The organism is Acinetobacter sp. YH12144 (genome assembly GCF_013418345.1).
GTDB classification, from domain to species: domain Bacteria; phylum Pseudomonadota; class Gammaproteobacteria; order Pseudomonadales; family Moraxellaceae; genus Acinetobacter; species Acinetobacter amyesii.
In genome coordinates this window covers 1-20,212 of the sequence record NZ_VPCD01000031.1, presented here as the reverse complement: position 1 = coordinate 20,212, position 20,212 = coordinate 1, and the positions used below count along the sequence as shown (strand labels likewise).

The 20,212-nt window shown below is 39.2% G+C and carries 18 protein-coding genes and 1 pseudogene; 5 read left to right on the top strand and 14 right to left on the bottom strand.

Translation table 11 applies throughout. The annotated features are described in order from the left end of the window. Window positions 1-475 precede the first annotated feature (475 nt). Entirely contained in the window at window positions 476-922 is a 447-nt protein-coding gene (locus FTU79_RS15535) for a GNAT family N-acetyltransferase (protein WP_180007547.1), read from the top strand. Between the two features lie 145 nt (window positions 923-1,067). On the opposite strand, the gene FTU79_RS15530 is transcribed toward FTU79_RS15535, so the two are convergent. The 5 genes from FTU79_RS15530 to FTU79_RS15510 all read right to left on the bottom strand — a co-directional run bounded on the left by FTU79_RS15530 (window position 1,068) and on the right by FTU79_RS15510 (window position 5,818). Then, complete coding sequence (locus FTU79_RS15530; RefSeq protein ID WP_180051263.1) at window positions 1,068-2,864, bottom strand: diguanylate cyclase domain-containing protein; 1,797 nt, start codon at window positions 2,862-2,864, stop codon at window positions 1,068-1,070. 187 nt (window positions 2,865-3,051) lie between these two features. Further along, window positions 3,052-3,390, bottom strand: coding sequence for an FKBP-type peptidyl-prolyl cis-trans isomerase (locus tag FTU79_RS15525; RefSeq protein WP_180051260.1), 339 nt, complete (start codon window positions 3,388-3,390; stop codon window positions 3,052-3,054). An 80-nt stretch (window positions 3,391-3,470) separates the two neighbouring features. Beyond that, window positions 3,471-4,094 carry an MgtC/SapB family protein gene (locus FTU79_RS15520; protein WP_180005309.1) on the bottom strand — a complete coding sequence of 208 codons (624 nt, stop codon included), beginning with the start codon at window positions 4,092-4,094 and terminating at the stop codon, window positions 3,471-3,473. 114 nt (window positions 4,095-4,208) lie between these two features. After that, window positions 4,209-4,739: a YaeQ family protein gene (locus FTU79_RS15515; protein WP_078191423.1), complete on the bottom strand. Its 531-nt coding sequence runs from the start codon at window positions 4,737-4,739 to the stop codon at window positions 4,209-4,211. 65 nt (window positions 4,740-4,804) lie between these two features. Then, window positions 4,805-5,818, bottom strand: coding sequence for a GTP-binding protein (locus tag FTU79_RS15510; protein WP_180007544.1), 1,014 nt, complete (start codon window positions 5,816-5,818; stop codon window positions 4,805-4,807). Window positions 5,819-6,386: 568 nt separating this feature from the next. On the opposite strand from FTU79_RS15510, the gene FTU79_RS15505 reads away from it, so the two are divergent. The 3 genes from FTU79_RS15505 (at window position 6,387) to FTU79_RS15495 (ending at window position 9,359) form a co-directional block, all read left to right on the top strand. Then, entirely contained in the window at window positions 6,387-6,608 is a 222-nt protein-coding gene (locus FTU79_RS15505; RefSeq protein WP_078191424.1) for a hypothetical protein, read from the top strand. Between the two features lie 343 nt (window positions 6,609-6,951). Next, entirely contained in the window at window positions 6,952-8,556 is a 1,605-nt protein-coding gene (locus tag FTU79_RS15500; RefSeq protein ID WP_180051257.1) for a bifunctional 3-(3-hydroxy-phenyl)propionate/3-hydroxycinnamic acid hydroxylase, read from the top strand. Window positions 8,557-8,855: 299 nt separating this feature from the next. Then, the gene (locus tag FTU79_RS15495) at window positions 8,856-9,359 is read left to right on the top strand and encodes a hypothetical protein (protein WP_180051254.1); all 504 of its coding nucleotides are present in this window, start codon (window positions 8,856-8,858) and stop codon (window positions 9,357-9,359) included. Window positions 9,360-9,533: 174 nt separating this feature from the next. On the opposite strand, the pseudogene FTU79_RS15490 reads toward FTU79_RS15495, so the two are convergent. Further along, window positions 9,534-10,140 (bottom strand): annotated as a pseudogene (locus tag FTU79_RS15490) (glutathione S-transferase family protein). 215 nt (window positions 10,141-10,355) lie between these two features. Here FTU79_RS15490 and FTU79_RS15485 point away from each other — a divergent pair. Further along, on the top strand, window positions 10,356-11,264 hold the full coding sequence (locus tag FTU79_RS15485) for a DUF4349 domain-containing protein (RefSeq protein ID WP_180051251.1): 909 nt from the start codon (window positions 10,356-10,358) through the stop codon (window positions 11,262-11,264). A 119-nt stretch (window positions 11,265-11,383) separates the two neighbouring features. Here FTU79_RS15485 and FTU79_RS15480 read toward each other — a convergent pair whose 3' ends face one another. The 8 genes from FTU79_RS15480 to gltS all read right to left on the bottom strand — a co-directional run bounded on the left by FTU79_RS15480 (window position 11,384) and on the right by gltS (window position 19,649). Next, window positions 11,384-12,277, bottom strand: a complete 894-nt coding sequence (locus FTU79_RS15480) for a LysR substrate-binding domain-containing protein (RefSeq protein ID WP_078191428.1) — start codon at window positions 12,275-12,277, stop codon at window positions 11,384-11,386. Continuing rightward, window positions 12,277-13,482: an MFS transporter gene (locus FTU79_RS15475; protein WP_180007540.1), complete on the bottom strand. Its 1,206-nt coding sequence runs from the start codon at window positions 13,480-13,482 to the stop codon at window positions 12,277-12,279. Before FTU79_RS15475 ends, FTU79_RS15480 begins: the two co-directional genes overlap by 1 nt. Beyond that, on the bottom strand, window positions 13,479-14,075 hold the full coding sequence (locus tag FTU79_RS15470; protein WP_168379283.1) for a TetR/AcrR family transcriptional regulator: 597 nt from the start codon (window positions 14,073-14,075) through the stop codon (window positions 13,479-13,481). Before FTU79_RS15470 ends, FTU79_RS15475 begins: the two co-directional genes overlap by 4 nt. Before the next feature lie 195 nt (window positions 14,076-14,270). Next, window positions 14,271-14,792: an acyl-CoA thioesterase gene (locus tag FTU79_RS15465; RefSeq protein ID WP_078191431.1), complete on the bottom strand. Its 522-nt coding sequence runs from the start codon at window positions 14,790-14,792 to the stop codon at window positions 14,271-14,273. A 282-nt stretch (window positions 14,793-15,074) separates the two neighbouring features. Further along, window positions 15,075-15,251: a hypothetical protein gene (locus FTU79_RS15460; protein ID WP_180051248.1), complete on the bottom strand. Its 177-nt coding sequence runs from the start codon at window positions 15,249-15,251 to the stop codon at window positions 15,075-15,077. A 386-nt stretch (window positions 15,252-15,637) separates the two neighbouring features. Beyond that, a complete protein-coding gene (locus tag FTU79_RS15455; RefSeq protein WP_218945489.1) occupies window positions 15,638-16,630 on the bottom strand; it encodes a patatin-like phospholipase family protein in 993 nt (330 codons plus the stop codon). Window positions 16,631-16,872: 242 nt separating this feature from the next. Then, window positions 16,873-18,348, bottom strand: a complete 1,476-nt coding sequence (locus FTU79_RS15450) for a sodium:alanine symporter family protein (protein WP_180051245.1) — start codon at window positions 18,346-18,348, stop codon at window positions 16,873-16,875. Window positions 18,349-18,407: 59 nt separating this feature from the next. Then, window positions 18,408-19,649 (bottom strand): sodium/glutamate symporter, encoded by a 1,242-nt coding sequence (gene gltS, locus FTU79_RS15445; RefSeq protein WP_168379287.1) that lies wholly within the window; start codon window positions 19,647-19,649, stop codon window positions 18,408-18,410. Window positions 19,650-20,212 lie beyond the last annotated feature (563 nt).

The following is a 20,212-nucleotide window of genomic DNA, read 5'->3' as shown; positions in this document are numbered from 1 at the left end:
GTTCCATTTTAGAGATTTGTTTAAGATAAGATATAACTCATTGAGATGTGTCATAGTATTCGTCGTTAGAAAACAATTATTGTGACATTATTTCAATGAGTTATCTATTTTTGTCGTGTACAGAGAAAATTCATACAAAACTATTTTAAAGCTGAAATCTTGCCTATTTTCTTTGCTAATTTATTTCAAACTATTACACCTGCTGAAATCATTGAGTATGTATACATTTCTAAAAGATCTATTATTACTTTAAAAACAGTATAGTTAGATGCATTTATGTGGTTATTTATCCGTATTTAACGATTAACTTATAAATATACATTTGTAAATTTTGCAACAATTTTGAAATAAAAACCCAACCCAACGGCGCAATGGCTGCAAAAAAACATAAAACGCAACAAGAAGCCTCTTTAAGCACAAGGCGATATCTTCTGAAATGACAGGCTGTTGGAGTTTTCTATAAAAAGAAAAAATTATGATACGCGAAGCACAAATTCAGGATATACCCGAAATTATTCACGTGATTCACAACAGCATTCGTTCATGTATCCAGGACCATCAACGTAATGAAAGTGTGATTCAAACTTGGCTTGAGGAGGCAAATCAATCAAATATTCTAATGTGGATGCTTTACAACGACAGTTGGGTCTACGTCAGTGATAATCGAGTGGTCGGCTTTATTTTAGTCAGTGATCAAGGACAAATTTTACTGAACTATATTTGCCCTGAACGTCAGTACCAAGGCATTGGTAAGGCGTTATTGTTAAACATGATTCACTGTGTCCGGAAAAAGAATATTACCGAGATCAGTCTAGAAAGTACCCATACTGCACTCGCCTTTTACCAAAAATATGGCTTTGTCGCACATCAAGATTTTGAGCCTGCTGATGTACCTCTTAAATTAGTCAAACAACTCTGCTAGTAGAGAGATAAAGTTCGTAGAGGGACAGATTTTCAAATAAGATGATTGTATAGATGAATTTAAAGATAAATGAATCTAAATAAGGATTGGCAAAGAATACTAGCGATATCACCTCAGAGTTTTTAAACCTATACAATTCATGGTATCAAGGCTTAAGTTGATCGCGTCCTGCCTGTTTGGCCATATATAAATAATAGTCTGCATGCTTCATTAAAGCTTCGATACTTTCGAAGTCATTTTGCTTATCCATCCATGCCATGCCCAAACTCAGTGTGACATAATTTTTGTCATCACCCCGATTAACATGTTCAAGCTGTTCATCACGCATGGCTTCGAGTACCAATTGTAATTGCTCTTGGGCAATCGCATACGGAACATCATGCATCAATATGGCAAACTCTTCTCCACCGTAGCGAGCTACATAGGCTGAACTTGGCAGGGTGTTTTGCATGGTTTTCACGATCTGCTGTAACACCTCATCGCCTTTAAGATGTCCATAGTGGTCATTATAATTTTTAAAATAATCGACATCTAACATCGCAAAGACCAATGTTCGGTGACTATGAAAACGGACCTCCGAATATAAGCGTTGAATTTCAGCATTCAGTGCACGGCGGTTGAATGCCCCCGTTAAGGCATCAATACGAATTTGTAGCTCTAATTTTTTATTCAGCTCATGGAGCTGTAAGGTGCGCTCTTTGACTTTCTGATCGAGTGAACTGTTTAGCTCAAGCAGACTATTATTTAACTGCTCGGTATGCATCGACTGCTGTGCATAATGGTGCGATTGCTGAAACATGATCAACAAGGCATACAAACTGGTTGAAATGAACGATAAATTGACTGAATCAATCAAATTCATCATCAGCAAGAAGTCGTTTAAAAAAGTAATGCACAGGAAAATAACCGCGATTAAATTTAATTTTGAATACGGTTCTTTCTTTTTCAGTGTTACGTAAAAACCATAAGCAAAATTACTCAGAACAACGATCACATAAGCAAAGCTGTAGGTTGCCAAAGGCTGAAAAATCTCAGGCGTCGAAACAAAAGTCACTGAAATATTCAAAGACAATAGCAACATCGCGATCTGATAATTTAAGGTAAATAAATAGCGACGACTGAGCAAGTGGATATAACTTAAAAAGAAAATCGACGCCAAATAAGTAAATAAATATTCTAATCGCGTGCCCCACAACCAATTGATATCGGTAAAAGTGGTATAGGCATAAGGTGCTGAAAATAAATTATGGAATGCTAAAAAGACAATAAATAAGCCAAACACCAAATTACTTCGGCTATTGCGACCGCGTAAACCTCGGAAAACAGAAAATAGGATCGTAAATAGTCCCACACCCAAGACGGCGCCCGACACCATTCCAATACTCATCATTTGTTGTTGGAATTGGCGGTTTACTGTCTTAGCAATACCAATACGCATCGGGTTTTCAAACCCGCCGTGCATACTGTTAAAACTTGAAGCCTGAATGGTTAAAGTGAAATATTCATCTTGTGCCACAAAATAGGCAATTCGCGGTGCATTCTCCGTTTTTTGTTCTGCTTCAGTACGCCCCACCTCGCCCAAACGAACGATCACATCACCATTTAAAAATACCCGATACGCACCGTACTGATTTGGAATCAAGACCGCGATACGTCGGCCAATAAATTGTTTGGGAATTTGGAAATGTCCAGTAAATGTCCCAAAACCTTTACTGTCCCCTGTGATGTCTTTAAATGATGCAGGCAGATAGACCGTTTGACCGACTAGAACCGAACTCGGAGACGTTAAAAATTGATTTGGATAAAACAACCATTTGCCTTGTAAGAGGCTACTGGTGTCTTCCGTGAAGTAGATTTGGTTAACTTCGTTTTGATATTTTAAATAAAACGATTTAGGAGCAGTTTCATACTGTGCTTGAGCAGTCGATACAGTGAGTGCCAATGTAAAAATAATAAAGGTAAGAACCCAGAACAATCTGGTGCAAGGCAACTGTAAAGACAACGGCTTTGATTCCTGCGTTTATACTCGAGCAATTATTCTAATCTACGGTAAAAGACAAAAATAACAACTACTATTTTATCAAATTGATCAATAACTTCCATGTCATCGATCTAAAACAGTCACTGTATTAATCGCGCGTTTTTACATCATACAATTCAATCTCAAAAATAAGATTTGAATTGGCAGGAATCACATTGCCCATTTTACGCTCACCATAAGCCAAATGTGATGGCACGATTAACTTACGTTTACCACCGACTTTCATCCCCATGATGCCCTGATCCCAACCTTTAATCACACGGCCTGTACCAATTACCGTTTCAAAATAATTACCACGATCCAGTGATGAATCGAATTTAGTGCCGTCTTCTAACCAGCCTGTATAGTGTGTTGTAATCAAAGCGCCTTTAACCGCTTCTTTACCATCGCCTACCACTAAGTCAATAATTTCTAATTCTTTGCTCATGCTCTCAACCTCAAATGCCGCAATCAAAATAAAACCCTATTATAAACAGGATTACTTTGGATGCCGTAGTAAATACGCTGTTAAAAATTGAGCTCCAGAATATCCTGATCATTCATTAGATCTTGAGTTAATTTTCTATGGTTTGTCGCAGAGCCAATTAAGATCCAACGCCCACTGATTTTATGTTCAGTTTTATGTCGCACACTACGAACCACTTGCATTTGATAGGTTTTAAACAGCTCTTCATAGTCATCCAGCGTTTGTTGTCGAAAGTGACAAACGATACGATAACTCCGTGCTTGGTTTTTCGCTTCAATCCACGCTTGAATATAAATCAAAACAATTAAAACGATCAGCACAATCACCGTACCAATCAAGCTCAGCATGACATAGCCCGCTCCCGCAGCCATGCCTAAGGCAGCGGTCATCCAAATGGTAGTTGCTGTGGTAATGCCTGAAATTCGATTTTCATCTTTAAAAATTACCCCCGCACCCAAAAAGCCGAGGCCAGTCAAAATATTGGCCGCAATTCGATCATGACTATCAACGCCGATACGTAACGATAGGATAGTAAATAAACATGAACTTAAACTGACCATAATCATGGTGCGCAGACCTGCCGACTTACTTCGGTACTCACGTTCCGCACCAATGACAGCGCCAATCATAAGCGCCACAAATAACAAATAAAAATCAGGGTACATCGGCTGCTCCCCATCTTTAAAATTTTCTCATTGTTTGTAGATATACCGAATTTTATAGTCAGGATGCAAGCCTGAACTCACATCCATCGTGATGAGTTAAATCACATCAAATGCTTATTGCAATTGTGTCCATTCAATCACCGCTTGAGCTTTATCACCAATCAAAGTCCATTCGCCATCCATCACATTTAATTGTAAAGACATGGTTCGTTCGCATAACTCTTGAATGGCAGCTGTACTCGCTTCAGATAATTGCCAAATTTCAACATTCTTCAGGGTTTTCAGTTTGCTGTTGCGTTTATACCATTCGTCTACTGAAGAACCATAGGTAATCACAGCAACGTGTGGGCAACGAGCACTGGCTTTTTTGACTTTGTCTTCGTCAGGGCAACCGACTTCAATCCATTTCACCAATTGACCTGTTAAATCTTTTTCCCACAGCGCTGGTTCGTCTGTTTCGAAAAGATCTTTGGTAAATTCTAATGCTTCATCTGCATAGCGTGCATATGCCAAGACACGTACCATCAAACGTTCAATCGTTTCAGAAGGATGCAAAGCCATCGTCAATTGATAATCACCATATTGGTGTACATCCATATTGGCAATGTTCAAATCTGCTTTATAAATTGTAGCTTTTAGCGCCATGGTAAAGTCCTCAAATTTGGCGCTTAGCATATAAGATTTAGCAAGCTTTTGCTGCGTTGATTTACTTATTTCTCCGCTTTATCGGCATCGATACGACACTGCATTAAGCGATCTTCAAATTCGAGCCATTCACGTTCAGTTTGGTAAATAATTTCGACACGATTATCGATACTTTCCTCGCTCGACTGATAATTAAACTGATCAGGATTAAAGTTAAAGGTTTTCCAACCTTGGTCTGTCTGAAAAATACCTTTGATCCGTAGCCAATCTTGCTGCTCACAGAGTAAATCTAACAGCTCAAAAAAGTCGAAAATCCAACGTTTTGGGAGTTTCCAACCTGCGACACTATAGCCCTGAGCGGATTCAACATAATGATAAGGCAACTGTTTAATTTCTGTGGGTACATCAACCGGCATTTGCTTTTGCATCGCCAATAAAGGCTGAATTTTACGAGGACTCCCTACATAGGCGAGATCAATGTGTGTCAGTTTTAAATCACCTTTGACAACATTGATCCATTGCTGCTGATACGGTAAATACGCTTGTTTGAGTCGTTCCAAACCAGCTTGATCGGCATCACTCATACAATCGACATGAGACACCACCACGATTTGTGCCACTTTGAGTTGATCGGCATACAGATTTTGCGAAGTCCACTCTTGATCATGTAAGCGTGAGCCATCAACCACGGTCACCAATGCCCGCATGGCTAAATGCGGATGCCAATGTGGCTCAGTCAATTGCTCCAAAAGTTGTCCAGGATGCCCCAAACCTGTTGGCTCGATAAACAGTCGGTCGGGTTTCACCTCTGACAATAACCGTGACAACGCAATTTGCATCGGCAGTTGGCTGCTACAACATAGACATCCACCCAATAATTCCTTCACCGCAAAGCCCTGATCTTGCGGCAACATCTGTTGATCGACCCCGATTTGCCCAAACTCATTCATCAGTACGGCCCAAGTTTCGCCCGCTGGCTTTTGCTTTAATAGCTGCTGTAAAACTGTGGTTTTACCCGCACCTAAAAAGCCAGAAATAATATGAACCGGAATCGCACCGTGGGTAGAAACTAATTTCAAAAGTGAGTCACTCAAATAAATAGCCAATGATTGATGGCCTTTACCATAATGATTTCAAAAAAATGCTGCAAGCCTAGTCTTCATTTCTCCGTCTTCATTTTCCTAAAGCATAGATCAGCCTAGTATCCGAGGCATTGAATGATGATCTGGCTGTTAAACAGCCTATTTATTCCATTTGCATGAATGCATGACATATCTGGTCACATTTTATTGGCAAAGTTAACTCTTATATTTAAAAAAATAGCCATATCGAAAAGAATCCTTACATTTGGATTTTAGTGAAAATTCTGGATTCAGCTTAATTACGACTTCGATGTAATCATCATGTAAACAATGAATGAATCATGAAGTCGATTTGGTCATTTTTTCTTGCAAAGTTAAATGAAGATTCCGATATTTTTTTACATTTAAAACACAGGATGGACGGTTATGTATTCATCCAGTTAACCAGTTTGTTTCACTTTGTTGCTCGCATTGATCACTCGGTTTTCTCGATTTAGCATGAGTTCTCTCCTGATGGACGTGATGATCTTTTCAGGACTTACTAAAATATATAAGGATGCTCAAAATGAAATTAACTCAAATTTTACTTGCTTCTACTCTAGCTGCTGCAGCTGCAACAAGTTTTGCTGCCAGCAAAGATAAACAAGAAGCACCTGAACAAGAAAAAGTAGTGGTTAGCACTCAAGAACAGCCAGCGACTGAAACAACTGCTGCTGAAGGTACTGCTGCTCAACCTGCTTCAGAAGCAAATGCTGAAGGTTCTGCACCAGCTCAACCTGCTCAGTAATAGACGGATAGCGTACTCCACACGCTAAATTCATTTAGTCTGCTGCTCAACATTTATCCCTCACTAATAGAATGTTGTGCTAAATGAATTAAAGTCGCCGGATCATTGAAAAATGATTCGGCTTTTTTATGCTCAAAGCCACTGATTAATAGATTTTAATGATTGATAAATCATTCAAAATGATTGATGATTTTCATATAAATAAATATATATCATTCACTTAAAATAAAACCCTTCAAAAAACACGACAATTCGATTCATCGTTTCGACTTATGCCTAGCTTGTTGAAAGTCTCGGTTTAGAACTTAATAGTGGCATATGTGAAGTGATTGGATGTTTACGCATGAGCAATAAAGCAAATTACACAACGGAAGTTGCCATTCTGGGCGCAGGTCCTGTCGGCTTAACCATTGCAAACTACTTAAGTAAGCAAGGTGTCAAAGTCATTGTGATTGAACAACTAGACAGCCTGATTGACTACCCACGTGCGATTGGTATTGATGATGAATCATTACGTACCATCCAATCATTAGGTTTAGTGGACCAAGTGTTACCGCATACAACACCGAACCACGCGATGCGTTTCTTAACCCCTAAAGGTCGTTGTTTCGCAGACATTCAACCGCTCACTCGTGAATTTGGTTTCTCACGTCGTAATGCCTTTATTCAACCGCAAGTCGATAATGTACTGCTACAAGGTTTAAAACAGTACGAAACCACAAATGTTTTATTCTCTCGTCAATTGTCTGATTTTAGCCAAGATGCCAATGGTGTAACGCTCAATATTCAAAATAAAGACGGTGAAGCTGAAAAAATTCAAGCGCAGTATTTGATTGCTTGTGATGGTGGTAACTCAGTGGTACGTCGTACCCTCAACATCGGCTTCGATGGTAAAACTGCACCGAACCAATGGATCGTGATCGACATCAATAATGACCCACTTGCAACGCCACACATTTACCTATGCTGTGACCCTGTGCGTCCTTATGTATCTGCTGCTCTTCCACACGGTATTCGTCGTTTCGAATTTATGGTGATGCCTGGGGAGACTCAAGAAGAATTAAGCAAACCTGAAAACATTGCCAAATTATTGTCGAAAGTGCTTCCAACGACCGACGGTATTGAAGTGATTCGTCAGCGTGTTTATACCCACAATGCCCGTATTGCAGATAAATTCCGTGTAGACCGTATTTTACTTGCAGGCGATGCTGCGCACATCATGCCAGTTTGGCAAGGTCAAGGGTATAACAGTGGTATGCGTGATGCGTTCAACCTTGCGTGGAAAGTTGCAATGGTTGTACAAGGCAAAGCTGGCCCAGCGCTTTTAGATACATACCAAGTTGAACGTAAAGATCATGCCAAAGCGATGATTGATCTTTCTGTAATGGCGGGTCATGTCCTTGCGCCACCAAAAAAATGGCAAGGTTTCGTGCGTGATGGTATCGCGTATGCGCTCAATTACATCAAACCGATCAAACAATATCTATTGGAAATGCGCTTCAAGCCAATGCCGAAGTACAACGATGGTGCATTGATCAATAACGGTGTTAAAGATTCACCTGTGGGTAAAATGTTCATTCAACCATATGTTCAACTTGAATCTGGTGAAAAAGTCCTACTTGATGAAGTCATCGGTAACGACTTTGCAATCATTGCTTGGGGCGTCGATCCGAAATGGGGTCTGTCAGATGCGACCATGAAAAAATGGCAAAAATTGGGCGTTAAATTTATCCAAGTATTGCCTGCTGTTCAGCTTAGCAATGAAAATCGCACCAAGTACGACAATGTGATTACGATTGGTGATATTGGTACCGATATTCGTGGTTGGTTTGGTAAAACCACTGAATCTGTTACGATTCTTCGCCCAGACCGTTTTGTTGCAGCGATTGCAATTCCACAAACTTTAGACAGCGTGAGCCAACAATTGTTTGCAAAATTGCATGCTTAATAATCTAAATAGATCTGCAAGAATTAAAAATCACCATGCATAAAGCATGGTGATTTTTTTCTATAATCACTATAAACATCGCATGCTATAATCGTTCAATACATAATTATAAGCTTCGCAAAATGCAAAAAAGATTTCAGAAATTATTCATTTATAGTTTGTTGGGCTTTATTTTTATCTGTTCACTCATTTTCGTAGAGATACATCATTTTCATGCCAATAGTTGGTTAGCTATTTTCGTTTTTTGCCTCTGTTTTCTTATTTCTTTGAATTGCTATTTATTACGCTTAGAAAAAGATGTGAACAAAAACGAAGAATCTAATTTTTTGTCCTTCCATTTATACATTTCATTTTTTTATGCAGTCATTGCCAGCTTTTTTCTCACCACAGTGATTCTTGCTTTATTTGCATTACAAACTCAATATTTTGGTCAAGATAAAAATATCATTCTAAAAGGCCAAGTCTATTCACCCACATTTACACTAGAAAAGAAGCCCTGCCGAACTCGCCTTAAATTTCCCGAAAGTGGTTGGTCTACCTTCGCCTATCTCTGTCTAGATACCAAGAAACACAACTTTTCTGGTTATTACAAACTCCATTTGAAAACCAGTTTCGCCGGGTCTACGATTCAGGATTATGATTGGATTGATGATCAATTAACATATCAGCAGCATCGTGCCTTAGATATGGATCCACATCAAAAAAGACTGCTTGAAATATATGCCAAACTTGAAAGAGATTTAGGCCCACCTCTATCTGATGATGAAGCCGATGATTTTTTAAATAGAACCAACAATGATTGAGTCTATTTAATTTAGCTCAACATTTGCCATACATTATCTAGGCAATAATTAAAATCGCTTTAGTATCTTATGATTGATATTTAAAACTCTTTCTTTGTAGTTCTCAAAGAAAGAGCTATATGATTAGACATATAGCAACGCCACGTTCAGCCAATAATCAAATAAGCATCCAAGTTAAATCGACTGAAACCAATGCACATTTTTTACTGATTCACGTTGCTGAATCTGCTGAATAAAAGGTTTAAATTCATCTAAATATGGCAATATTTTGAATGAAATGGCATACACCATCCAATAAGCTAAATACAAATCTGCTGCGCTAATTTTATCCCCCAACAGATATGGCTGTGCCTGCGCAAGCCCTGTTTTAATAAAATCTAAAAGTATTTTTTCATTACCAAAACTCAAACTGCCACGTTTTTCATCCATCAACTCAGTACTAATGCCGACATTTTTCATGTCCATATTCAGTCAGCGGACCATGACAGAAAAACATCCATTTCAAATATTCACCCCGTTTTGGATCATCCAATGCGGGTGCTAAACCTTTGTCACTGAATTTATCGGCTAAATAGCTAAAGATGGCTGCAGTTTCACTGATCACAGCAGTACCATCGACCAAGCAGGGAACTTTGCCCATGGGGTTAATCTTGAGATATGCCGCTTGATGCATCTCTTCATATGGCACTTCAATAATCTCAACTTCTGACTCGATGTCTAATTCTTTCAATAAAGGCAGAATGGTATTACTGCGTGAGCGTGGATTGCTGTAGAGTTTCATTGCTGGGTTCATTGTAGATATCCTTATTTTCATCCTTGTTGTTCTGTCTATTACTATACGCGGCTTTATGTAGAATTATGTTGCGTTCATCCGTGCTTTAAACACTTTCCGATACAATACGCCCGACTAATAATTACGCTAAATTTGAATTTATATTTAAAGCAAAAAGTATTTACTCCGACTTTCTGATAATCAAACAATTGAGCTCTACATCGATGAAAAATAAATATTTAATTGCCATGTTTACGGTGATTTTAATTTCAGGCTGTTCCAAGAAAACCGAAGAAATGGCAACTGAAGCCAGCGCAGATGCACAACCTGCTCAAGTCAGTACACAGCAAGATCAAGCAGCGGAAAGCACTTCCAATGAGCCGTCTACCACGCCTGCAACAACACAAAAACCTGAAACTATTTTAAATGAGCAGGTCAACCCAGCCGAAGCCTCTCGTAAAATGGTTCGAGAAGCCAATGTCAGTTTTGAGTCGAAAGATGTGGTTAAAACGGCCTTAGAAATTGAAAAACTCACGCTAAGTTTAGGTGGCTTTATTGAACAGAAAAATATCGACTTTGTGGTGCAAGAGAGTCAATCCTACCCGATTGCTGACGGCAAAATTAAAATCTTTGAAAAAATAAATCCGCAAGCGGAAATGATCATTCGTGTGCCAAGTGAAAAAGCTGCACATTTCGTTAATCAACTGTTGCCCCTTATGCATTTTTTGAACCGTCAGCAATATTCGGCAAAACGCTATGAGCTAAAACTACTCGAAGAAAAAATGTCGCAAACAACGGTCGTGCCAGACCATGTAGCAGCAGCGCAAGTCAATGAAATCTCACGCCTGACTCGCTTAGAAGTTCAAGATCGTGTCCGCTATAGCACGATTGTGATTGGCTTTACTCAACCTGCCACTGTCCGTGAACATATCGATATTAACCTTGATGCTGTTGCGCAGTTAAATGGCGATAGTTTCTGGCAAAGAGCGTGGTATGGTATTCAAAAAGGTTGGCAATTTGTGTTGAGCCTACTGGTTATTCTCATTACGATTTGGCCACTCTATCTGATTATACTCATCGGTTTGATTGCCTACCGCGTGATGAAACCCTATTTACAAAAATGGTTTAAATAAATCAGAGCGATAAAGGCAACTTATCATTGAGTCTTTGATTAAAAATATGATAAATAAAAAATCCCGAAGCGCTTAATTCAGGATTTTTTTATTTAAATCTTAGGGCAATATTTAAAGGCTTAGAAAAAGCCCATATAGAACTGCTCTTTTAAGACTTTTAAAATCAATTCGATCGCATCATTTTTACGATCTTTTCGATAGCTCGCATACAGACCAATGGTCGGCAAGGGTTCAACTGTACTTTTAACCAATATTTTATCACCGAGCAATGGAATGACATAAGACGGCACCAAACTCCATCCCACGCCCATACCGACCAAATTGACATTTAACAAAATATTGGTCGAGTGCTGTACCAAGTTCACATTCAGTTTATTTTGCTTAAAGAAATCTTGAATAATTCGGTATAGCTCAGGTGATGAGTGTTCATCGCTAATAATAAAATCCTGATTATTCATGTTTTTAATGCTGATATGCCGCTGTTCTGCAACAGGCGAATTTTTCGGTACAATCAACGCCAAAGGCTCAGTAAAAATCTGAACAGATTCTATATCAGGGCTTTCTTCGACATAACGAGTAAAGGCAATATCAATCTCCCCTTTACGTACTGCACTGATCTGATCGACATCCATTAAACTATGAAAATGAATTTTTAACTCAGGAAACTGAGCACGAATATTTGGCATGATATAAGGAAAGACCTTCATTTCAGCCACAGGAACAAAGCCGATATTCAGTTGTTCTTTACTGAGCTGCGCAATTTGACGCGCATCTATCATGGCTTTTTCAGCATGCTCTAAACTCAAACGCGCTTCTTTTAAAAAGGCCTGACCTTCTGCAGTCAGCTCAACTTTTCGGTTGGTTCGCATCAATAATTGCACCCCAACTTCCTGTTCTAGGTCTTTAATTTGCTGACTTAAAGAAGGTTGCACAGTACACATTCGCTGCGCAGCCTTGGTAAAATTTAGCTCTTCGGCAACCGCAACAAAATATCGTAGATGTCGTAATTCCATTATTCAGCTCCTAAAGCACTGCGTTTAAATTGGTTTGCCACGAATAAACGATACATCCACGTAGTGAACAGCACCATCACCGCACAAAATAAATAGGTTGCCTGAAATCCAAAGTATGCAATCAGCACACCCATAATGACCGAACCGACAGCAAGGCCAATATCAAACAAGGCAAAAAAGGTGGATATCGCATGTCCCATTCGGGCTTTTTCTACCGTTTGAATCGCGACCGTTTGCAGGCATGGGAAAACTGAACCGTAGCCGATGCCCATAAAAACTGCCGATATCCAAAGCACCCATTGATTCGTGAGAAAACTCACAACCACCAAACCAATGGCAAAGCAAATAAATGATGGATAGATGACTGCACTCGGGCCTTTACGATCATAGACTTTGCCAACCCAAGGACGGACGAGCAACATCGACACAGCAAAGACAATAAAAAAGATACTGGTATAAGCGAGTAAATGCTTCAACTCTGCATAAGCGGTGATAAAACTCATCACACTCGAATATGCAAATGCGGTCAGCAATGCCACAAAACTGATGGCAAGTACCCGTGTTTCTATCACATCACGCCATTGGATGGCTGCGGATTGGCTCGCTTGATCACTTGATTTATGCTGTACGTGTTCTTGTATTTGAACCAACCACGTAAAAATATAGCCCACTGCAACCAATAAGGCTAATACTGCAAATAAGGTACTAAAACTGCTGGATTGAATCATACTCAGCGCTAAAAATGGCCCGATCACCACTCCTAAGTTGGTCGACATGACAAAGTAGCCCATGCCTTCGCCCTTTCGATGATCTGGGATGTAATCATTTACGATGGGAACATTGACCGTGGTTAATATACTGAACCAAAAACCATGTAAAAAACGAATGACCAACAACGACCACATGCTGTCAATCCACAAATAACTCAGCGCAAAAACGACAAAAATAAAGCCTGAAATACGTACAGAATTGGCTTTACCAAAACGCTCAACAATCATGCCGGAAAAGGGACGAATCGCAATGGATGACACCAAAAACAGCGTTAAAGCCATACCCGCTTGCTGAATCGAACCACCCAATTCTTTCATAATATAAATGGGTAATATGGTCAGCAGCGCAAAGTAATAGCTAAATAAAAACAAGTTATTACACAGACAAAAAACAAAAGACTTGTTCCATAACGATGCCTGATGTTGAGTAGTCATGAGGTCATTGCCTCGCTGCTACGCGTGGCTTGGTGCTCCGTAAAAATCGGGTTTAGCGCCAACTGCACCAGTCGCTTGATATAGTCTTCATCTGGCTGAGTGTTAAAGAAAATGATCTGATAATGAATCGGGCCATACAACATATCCAACATGAGTTCGAAAGGATAATCCGCGCGAATTTCGCCTCGTTGAATGGCCAATTGGATCAGCTCACGTGTCGCTTCACGTCGAGGTAACAAATACTGTTTAAAAAACTCACCTGCTGCTTCACGATGCTCTGCCAAAACCACTAGCAATGCTCGACCCACGTGCTGATTTAAAGCCCGTGATAATTTGAGCAATTGTTGATTTAGATTGAACTCTAAACTTTGTGATAAATCGAGTTCAAACACCGAGGCGGTGTGCGCTTTAAAAGCATCGAAAACCAGATCGGACTTATGCTTCCACCAACGGTAAATCGTCGATTTTCCAACGCCTGCGCGAGCGGCAATATCTTCAATGGTCATGCTTCGATAATCACTTTCCGCCAAAGCATCTGTGACCGCTTGTAAGATACATTGCTTACGCCGAGAAGTTTTTTCAGTTTCACTCATAATTTAAAAACGAAACGCTACGTATCGTTTTATATTAAACAGTATTGGACTGAATGACTATCATTAACTGAGCTGTGAAGAATAAACTTTAGTCGCACACTCGGAATTAAAATCCTTACTGCACTCTCCAGACGAATTTCAGAATAAAAAAAGATCGCTTAAGCGATCTTTTCAAATATTCAGCCACCAAAGCGATTAGCTTTGTGTCGACTTTTTATAAATACTGCAAGAAGGATGATGATTTTCCTGTAAACGCGCCACTTTACGATGTTCCGCAGCTTCGAAGCGACAACGTTTCCAGTCATTATCTAGATTTAATGCCGGAATTTGTTTTGGTTTACCTTGATCATCAACAGCGACCATTGTGAAATAGCAACTATTGGTATGACGCACTGTACGTTTTTGAATGTTCTGCGCTTCAACACGAATACCAATTTCCATAGAAGTACGACCTACATGGTTCACACTTGCAAGGAAAGTCACTAACTCACCCACGTGAATTGGTTCTTTAAAATTTACTTTATCGACTGATAGTGTCACCACGTAGCTACCAGAATAGCGACTTGCACAAGCATACGCGACTTGGTCTAACAATTTTAGAATCGTTCCACCATGCACATTACCCGAAAAATTCGCCATGTCAGGAGTCATTAAAACTGACATCGATAATTCTGACTGGTCGTCTAGTGCATTCGCAATTTGATCTAATGGGGACATCTTGTTTCTCTAGACTCGTGATATAACAATGATTAATGTGATTATTATATAGATTTTAATCAAAATTAAATGTTCAAATCGGCAAAAAAACCATCATTATTATTTATAGTGATCATACCATCATTCAGTAAAATATATATTGATAACGATATACACCCGATAAACAAGTAGTTATCGCGCTATCTATCAATTTTTTTTAATCCAAGCTATGCTGTGTTTTATATTTAAAACATATTCATTAAAACGCGTTGTTCATCGATTCAACATAGCACGGCATTAAACTTAATCTTCTAAGACTTTTAACATCTCGAAAGATACGTTGTCATAGCTGGTTTTTTGTCCACCATCATTGGTACTTTCTAGCGTGTAAGAATTATCTACATGTACATGAGTGACAATAAATACGCTCTCTTCCATCATCGCAAGATTTACTTTTTGTCCTACATCAAGCGTTTTCATCTACAGCCACCTTTAAAATATTTATTGGTTTTAAGTATTAATAACCTGATGATATTCTAAACACTTCAACAGTATTGGTAAACGTAAGCACATGAATAAAAACGCTAATATAGGTATATACTCTTAAAATCTACGTAAAACCAATTAATATGATTTTCTTAATTAATTTCAAATAATTAACTGTATATTTTCTTATTATTACGATTTTTATATTTGGCAAATCTTTTGATTAAGACCTAAAACCAATCAACATCCAATATATTAATGATTACTAGATACTATTGAGCATGGGAAGAGCTGAGAGCAAAAATTAAAATGCTTAGCTGAAATAAAAATGCACCCTGCTAGGTGAACAGGATGCATGTCAATTTACGGATCGTACCAACCTAGTCTTTGGCTGCTAAATAAGGAATATGATGTCCCTTGCTATATTGATGTTCAGCATAAACCCGAGAAATCTCTCCAAGTTTTTCTAAGGTTGCCTCTTCACCTGCAAGCATCGTCACTTCACGACCTTTTACATCAAATATATGTGCTTTTTCACGTAAATCAGGTTGAATCACAATGTCTGCTCGCTTGAGCTCTTCTTGAGCTAAACGATTTTGCATAATATTGATATTTTGGTTAAACAAGCCCCAAACATTCGACGTTTCGGTATGAATCGGTCGTGCCAAAATATCCACCGCAATAATAATATCTGCCCCTAAATCGCGTGCAACGTCCACAGGAACAGGACTGACCAAGCCACCATCAACATATTCTTTGTCTTCAATAATCGTTGGAATAAACATACTCGGAATCGACACCGAAGCACGAACGGCCTGCCCCGTATTGCCATAGTTGAACACGACTTTTTTGCCATCCTTTAACTCGGTTGCCACCACATACATTGGGGTTTTTAGCAACTCTAAAGGCACGTCATCAACTTGCTCATTGATATAATCTTCAACTTTTTTACCGTCAAAAAAGCCTTTTTTGTCCAAACGTATTTCTCGAACATCATTGGCTTTCATATTCAAAGCGATATCTCTTAACTCATTGGCACTTTTACCTGATGCATAGATTGAACCCACAATACTGCCCGCACTGGTTCCGACAATAAAATCAGGGTGTATTCCCTGCTGTTCAAGTATTTGAATGGCGCCAATGTGCGCATAACCACGTGCCCCACCACTCCCTAAAACCAAAGCAACAATCGGACGCTTTTCCTGCTTTTTCACTTTTTTAAAGTCAATGCGGTTATTCGCCACTTGAGCAGGTGCTGGGGTATAAGTCCGAATTTGTGCGGTTGTTTCAGCGCTGACCGTTTTTGAGCCCACACTTTGACAACCTACAAGGCTGATTGCGAATGCAGTCATCAAAACAGTTATGCTTTTCATTGAGAGATATTCCAAATGCAACTCGAGATTTGAAGAGAAAAAGTAGTCTAATCAGTCCACATTCACGTCACTGTTATTATTCGTTAATGCCTCTGACCGATGCACATTATATTGACATACAACCTAGAAAGTCATTGGCTGTCAAAATTTCAGTGTCTAGCAGAATTTCCACATCAAGATCCAAAACATTGTCTAGCAAAAAAAGCCCCGACAACGGAGCTTTTTAAAGTTAATTTTTGACTTTACCAAATATCGGAATTAACGCGATCCTTATATTTTGGATGTTCATCCATTTTAAACACAGGCTCTTTTACACCACGTTTTAACTGTGAGGTGTAGTCTTTCATCAACATCAATAAGAATGGAGTCAGCAATAAAATCGCAAAAAGGTTAATACTCGCCATCACGCCCATGAAGAGGTCTGCTAAGTTCCAAATCAGGGGCACACTCATGATTGAACCAAAGTACACCATCATGAGGACGAATACGCGGAATATAAACATCACTTTAGGATTGTTATTGATAAACTGTACATTACCTTCAGCATAAGCATAGTTACCGATTACTGAAGAATAAGCGAATAAGAACAAGATAATAGCAAGGAAGTCATCTCCCCATGCGCCAATCTGGCTTTCAAGCGCCATTTGCGTCAAAGCAACGCCTTCAAAGCCTGCATTTTCATACAAGCCAGATGCCAAAATAATGATCGCCGTACAGGTACACACGACAAATGTATCGACAAAGACACCGAGCATCTGAACTAGGCCTTGATTGACAGGGTGTTTAACATCTGATGCTGCCGCAGCGTTGGGTGCAGAGCCCATACCCGCTTCATTGGAGAATAAACCACGTTTAATCCCCTGCATCATTGCCATAGAAACCATGGCACCGAAAAAACCACCTGCCGCAGCATCAAATTCAAAGGCTTTACTGAAAATTAACTGGAAAATATCTGGGAGCATCGCAAAGTTAGCAAATGCAACATAGAAAGCAACTGCGAGATAAAGCAACGCCATAAAGGGTACAAATCTTTCTGCAACTTTGGCGATTCGTTTAATCCCGCCAAAAATAATCAGCGCAGTAATGAACACCAAGAACAAGCCCACCCAAGAGATTTCGAAACCGAAACCACCTAAGTCTAAAATGATATTGGCTTTATCCCAGCCCCACGCATGTGAGGTCGCACCTGTAATCGCATTGGCTTGCACCGCATTAAAGACAAAACCGTAAGTTGAAATCAGCGCGATGGCAAAAACCACACCCAACCACTTTTGCTTCAAGCCTTGCGTGATGTAGTACGCTGGACCACCACGAAATTGCTGATTTTGCGTATCACGCACTTTGAAGAGCTGTGCAAGTGAAGATTCCACAAATGCTGAACTCATCCCTAAAAATGCGGTAAACCACATCCAGAACACCGCACCAGGCCCACCAATCGCAATCGCAATTGCAACACCTGCAACGTTACCTACACCGACACGACTGGCTAACCCTGTCACAAAGGCTTGGAATGGTGTAATCCCATGTTCATCATCGCCTTCTTTACGGCTAGATTTCATCACTTGAATACTATGAAAAAATAGACGAATCTGAACTGCGCCAGTGATTAAGGTATAGAAAATACCAACAGCCACTAAAAATACGACTAAGAAATCCCAAAGTGGATCATTAAAAACTTTGACCCAGCCCATGAGAGTTGCATTTAATTGTTCATCCATAATCAATACCTAAAATGCGAATACAAAAACAAAGGCTCTAATTTAGAGCCTTTGTAGAATTAAGCGAAAAATTTGAGAATTAACTGAATAACCGTCGCATTAATTAAGTCAACAAAGAATGCACCACATAGCGGTACAATTAAAAATGCCTTATGTGAAGGGCCATACATATTTGTAATCGCTTGCATATTTGCCACAGCCGTCGGCGTTGCACCCATACCAAAACCACAGTGACCTGCTGATAAAACAGCAGCATCATAGTTTTTACCCATGACACGGAAAGTCACAAAAGCAGCATACAAAGCCATCGTCAGCGTTTGTGCACCCAAAATGACTACAAGTGGGCCAGCGAGATCGGATAATTGCCATAACTTTAATGACAACAATGCCATCGCCAAATACAAAGATAGAGATGCATTACCAAATACATCGATAGCGCGGTCGAAAATTTGTACACGGAAAATACCCTCCAGTACATTTCGCAAAATTACACCACCAGCCAGTGCCCAAACAAATGTCGGTAATTCAAATACAGTACCTTTACTAAAATCGGTCATGAAGTCCGCAAATGCTAAACACCCTGCAAATAAACCTAATGTGGTAATCGCATTATCTGCTGTAATGAGACGAACTCGATGCGGATATTCAAACGGCACATATTCTGTTGAATTAATATCTGCTAGAGGAGTGTTATCACTTTTTTCAATTTGTTCATGAGTACGAGGCGTTGCAAGTTGATAGCGGTTAATTAATAGCTTAGCCAGTGGACCACCGATAATACCGCCAATAATCAAACCAAATGTCGCACTTGCCATACCTAAGGCTAATGCACCTTGAATGCCATGTTGAACTTCTAAAATTTCACCCCATGCGCCTGCAGTACCATGACCACCGGTAAGGGTAATAGAACCTGCAATCAAACCAATAAGAGGGTCAATACCTAGCACCGTCGCAAGACTGATACCTACGAGGTTCTGCACCATGATGAATGAAGCAACAGCGACGATAAAGATGACCAAGCCGATTCCGCCCTCTTTTAATTTGGCAAAGTTTGCACTTAAGCCAATAGAAGCGAAGAAAATCAGCATGAAACTCGTTTGTAATTCACTACTCGTTGTAATGCTATAGCCCCAAAGACTGTGTACCACCAAAGAAATAATCGCGGCAACTAAACCACCGGCAACAGGCTCTGGAATGTTGTATCGACCTAAAAATCCAATACGATTAACAAGAAATCGTCCCAACAAAAGCACAATTACCGCTGCGATTAAGGTATAAAACGCGTTAAAACTAAATTCCATATAATTTGTCCAAAATTATTTGAATATTTTTAAAGCTCTTCTATCAGCATTAGCTGCCTTTATGGTCTGAAATACAACTACATTTTGTAATTTCAAATCAATAATAATGCAATTCAACGACTCAAGCTAAAGAGTTTGAAAAATATTCATCATCTGATTCAAATAAGTAAGTCTGAGCTTTAAAAATTAACTCAAAATGACTAACAAATCGCTAAAAGTTTTAAACTGAGAAACAGCCTCAAATGAAGCAAATTCAATGACAGAACATTGTGTATGTCTGTACTGTTTCGCACTATTTCTGAAAAGTCGCACATTATGCAGCCTGAACAATAAAATTTCAGTATTTTTTATTACAAAAAGTTAATTTTTCTATAATTTAAAGTTATATCTAATTGTTTTTATTTAAATACATTCGCATTTTTAATCTATATAAAATATCTCTGTACACGACAAAAATAGATAACTCATTGAAATAATGTCACAATAATTGTTTTCTAACGACGAATACTATGACACATCTCAATGAGTTATATCTTATCTTAAACAAATCTCTAAAATGGAAC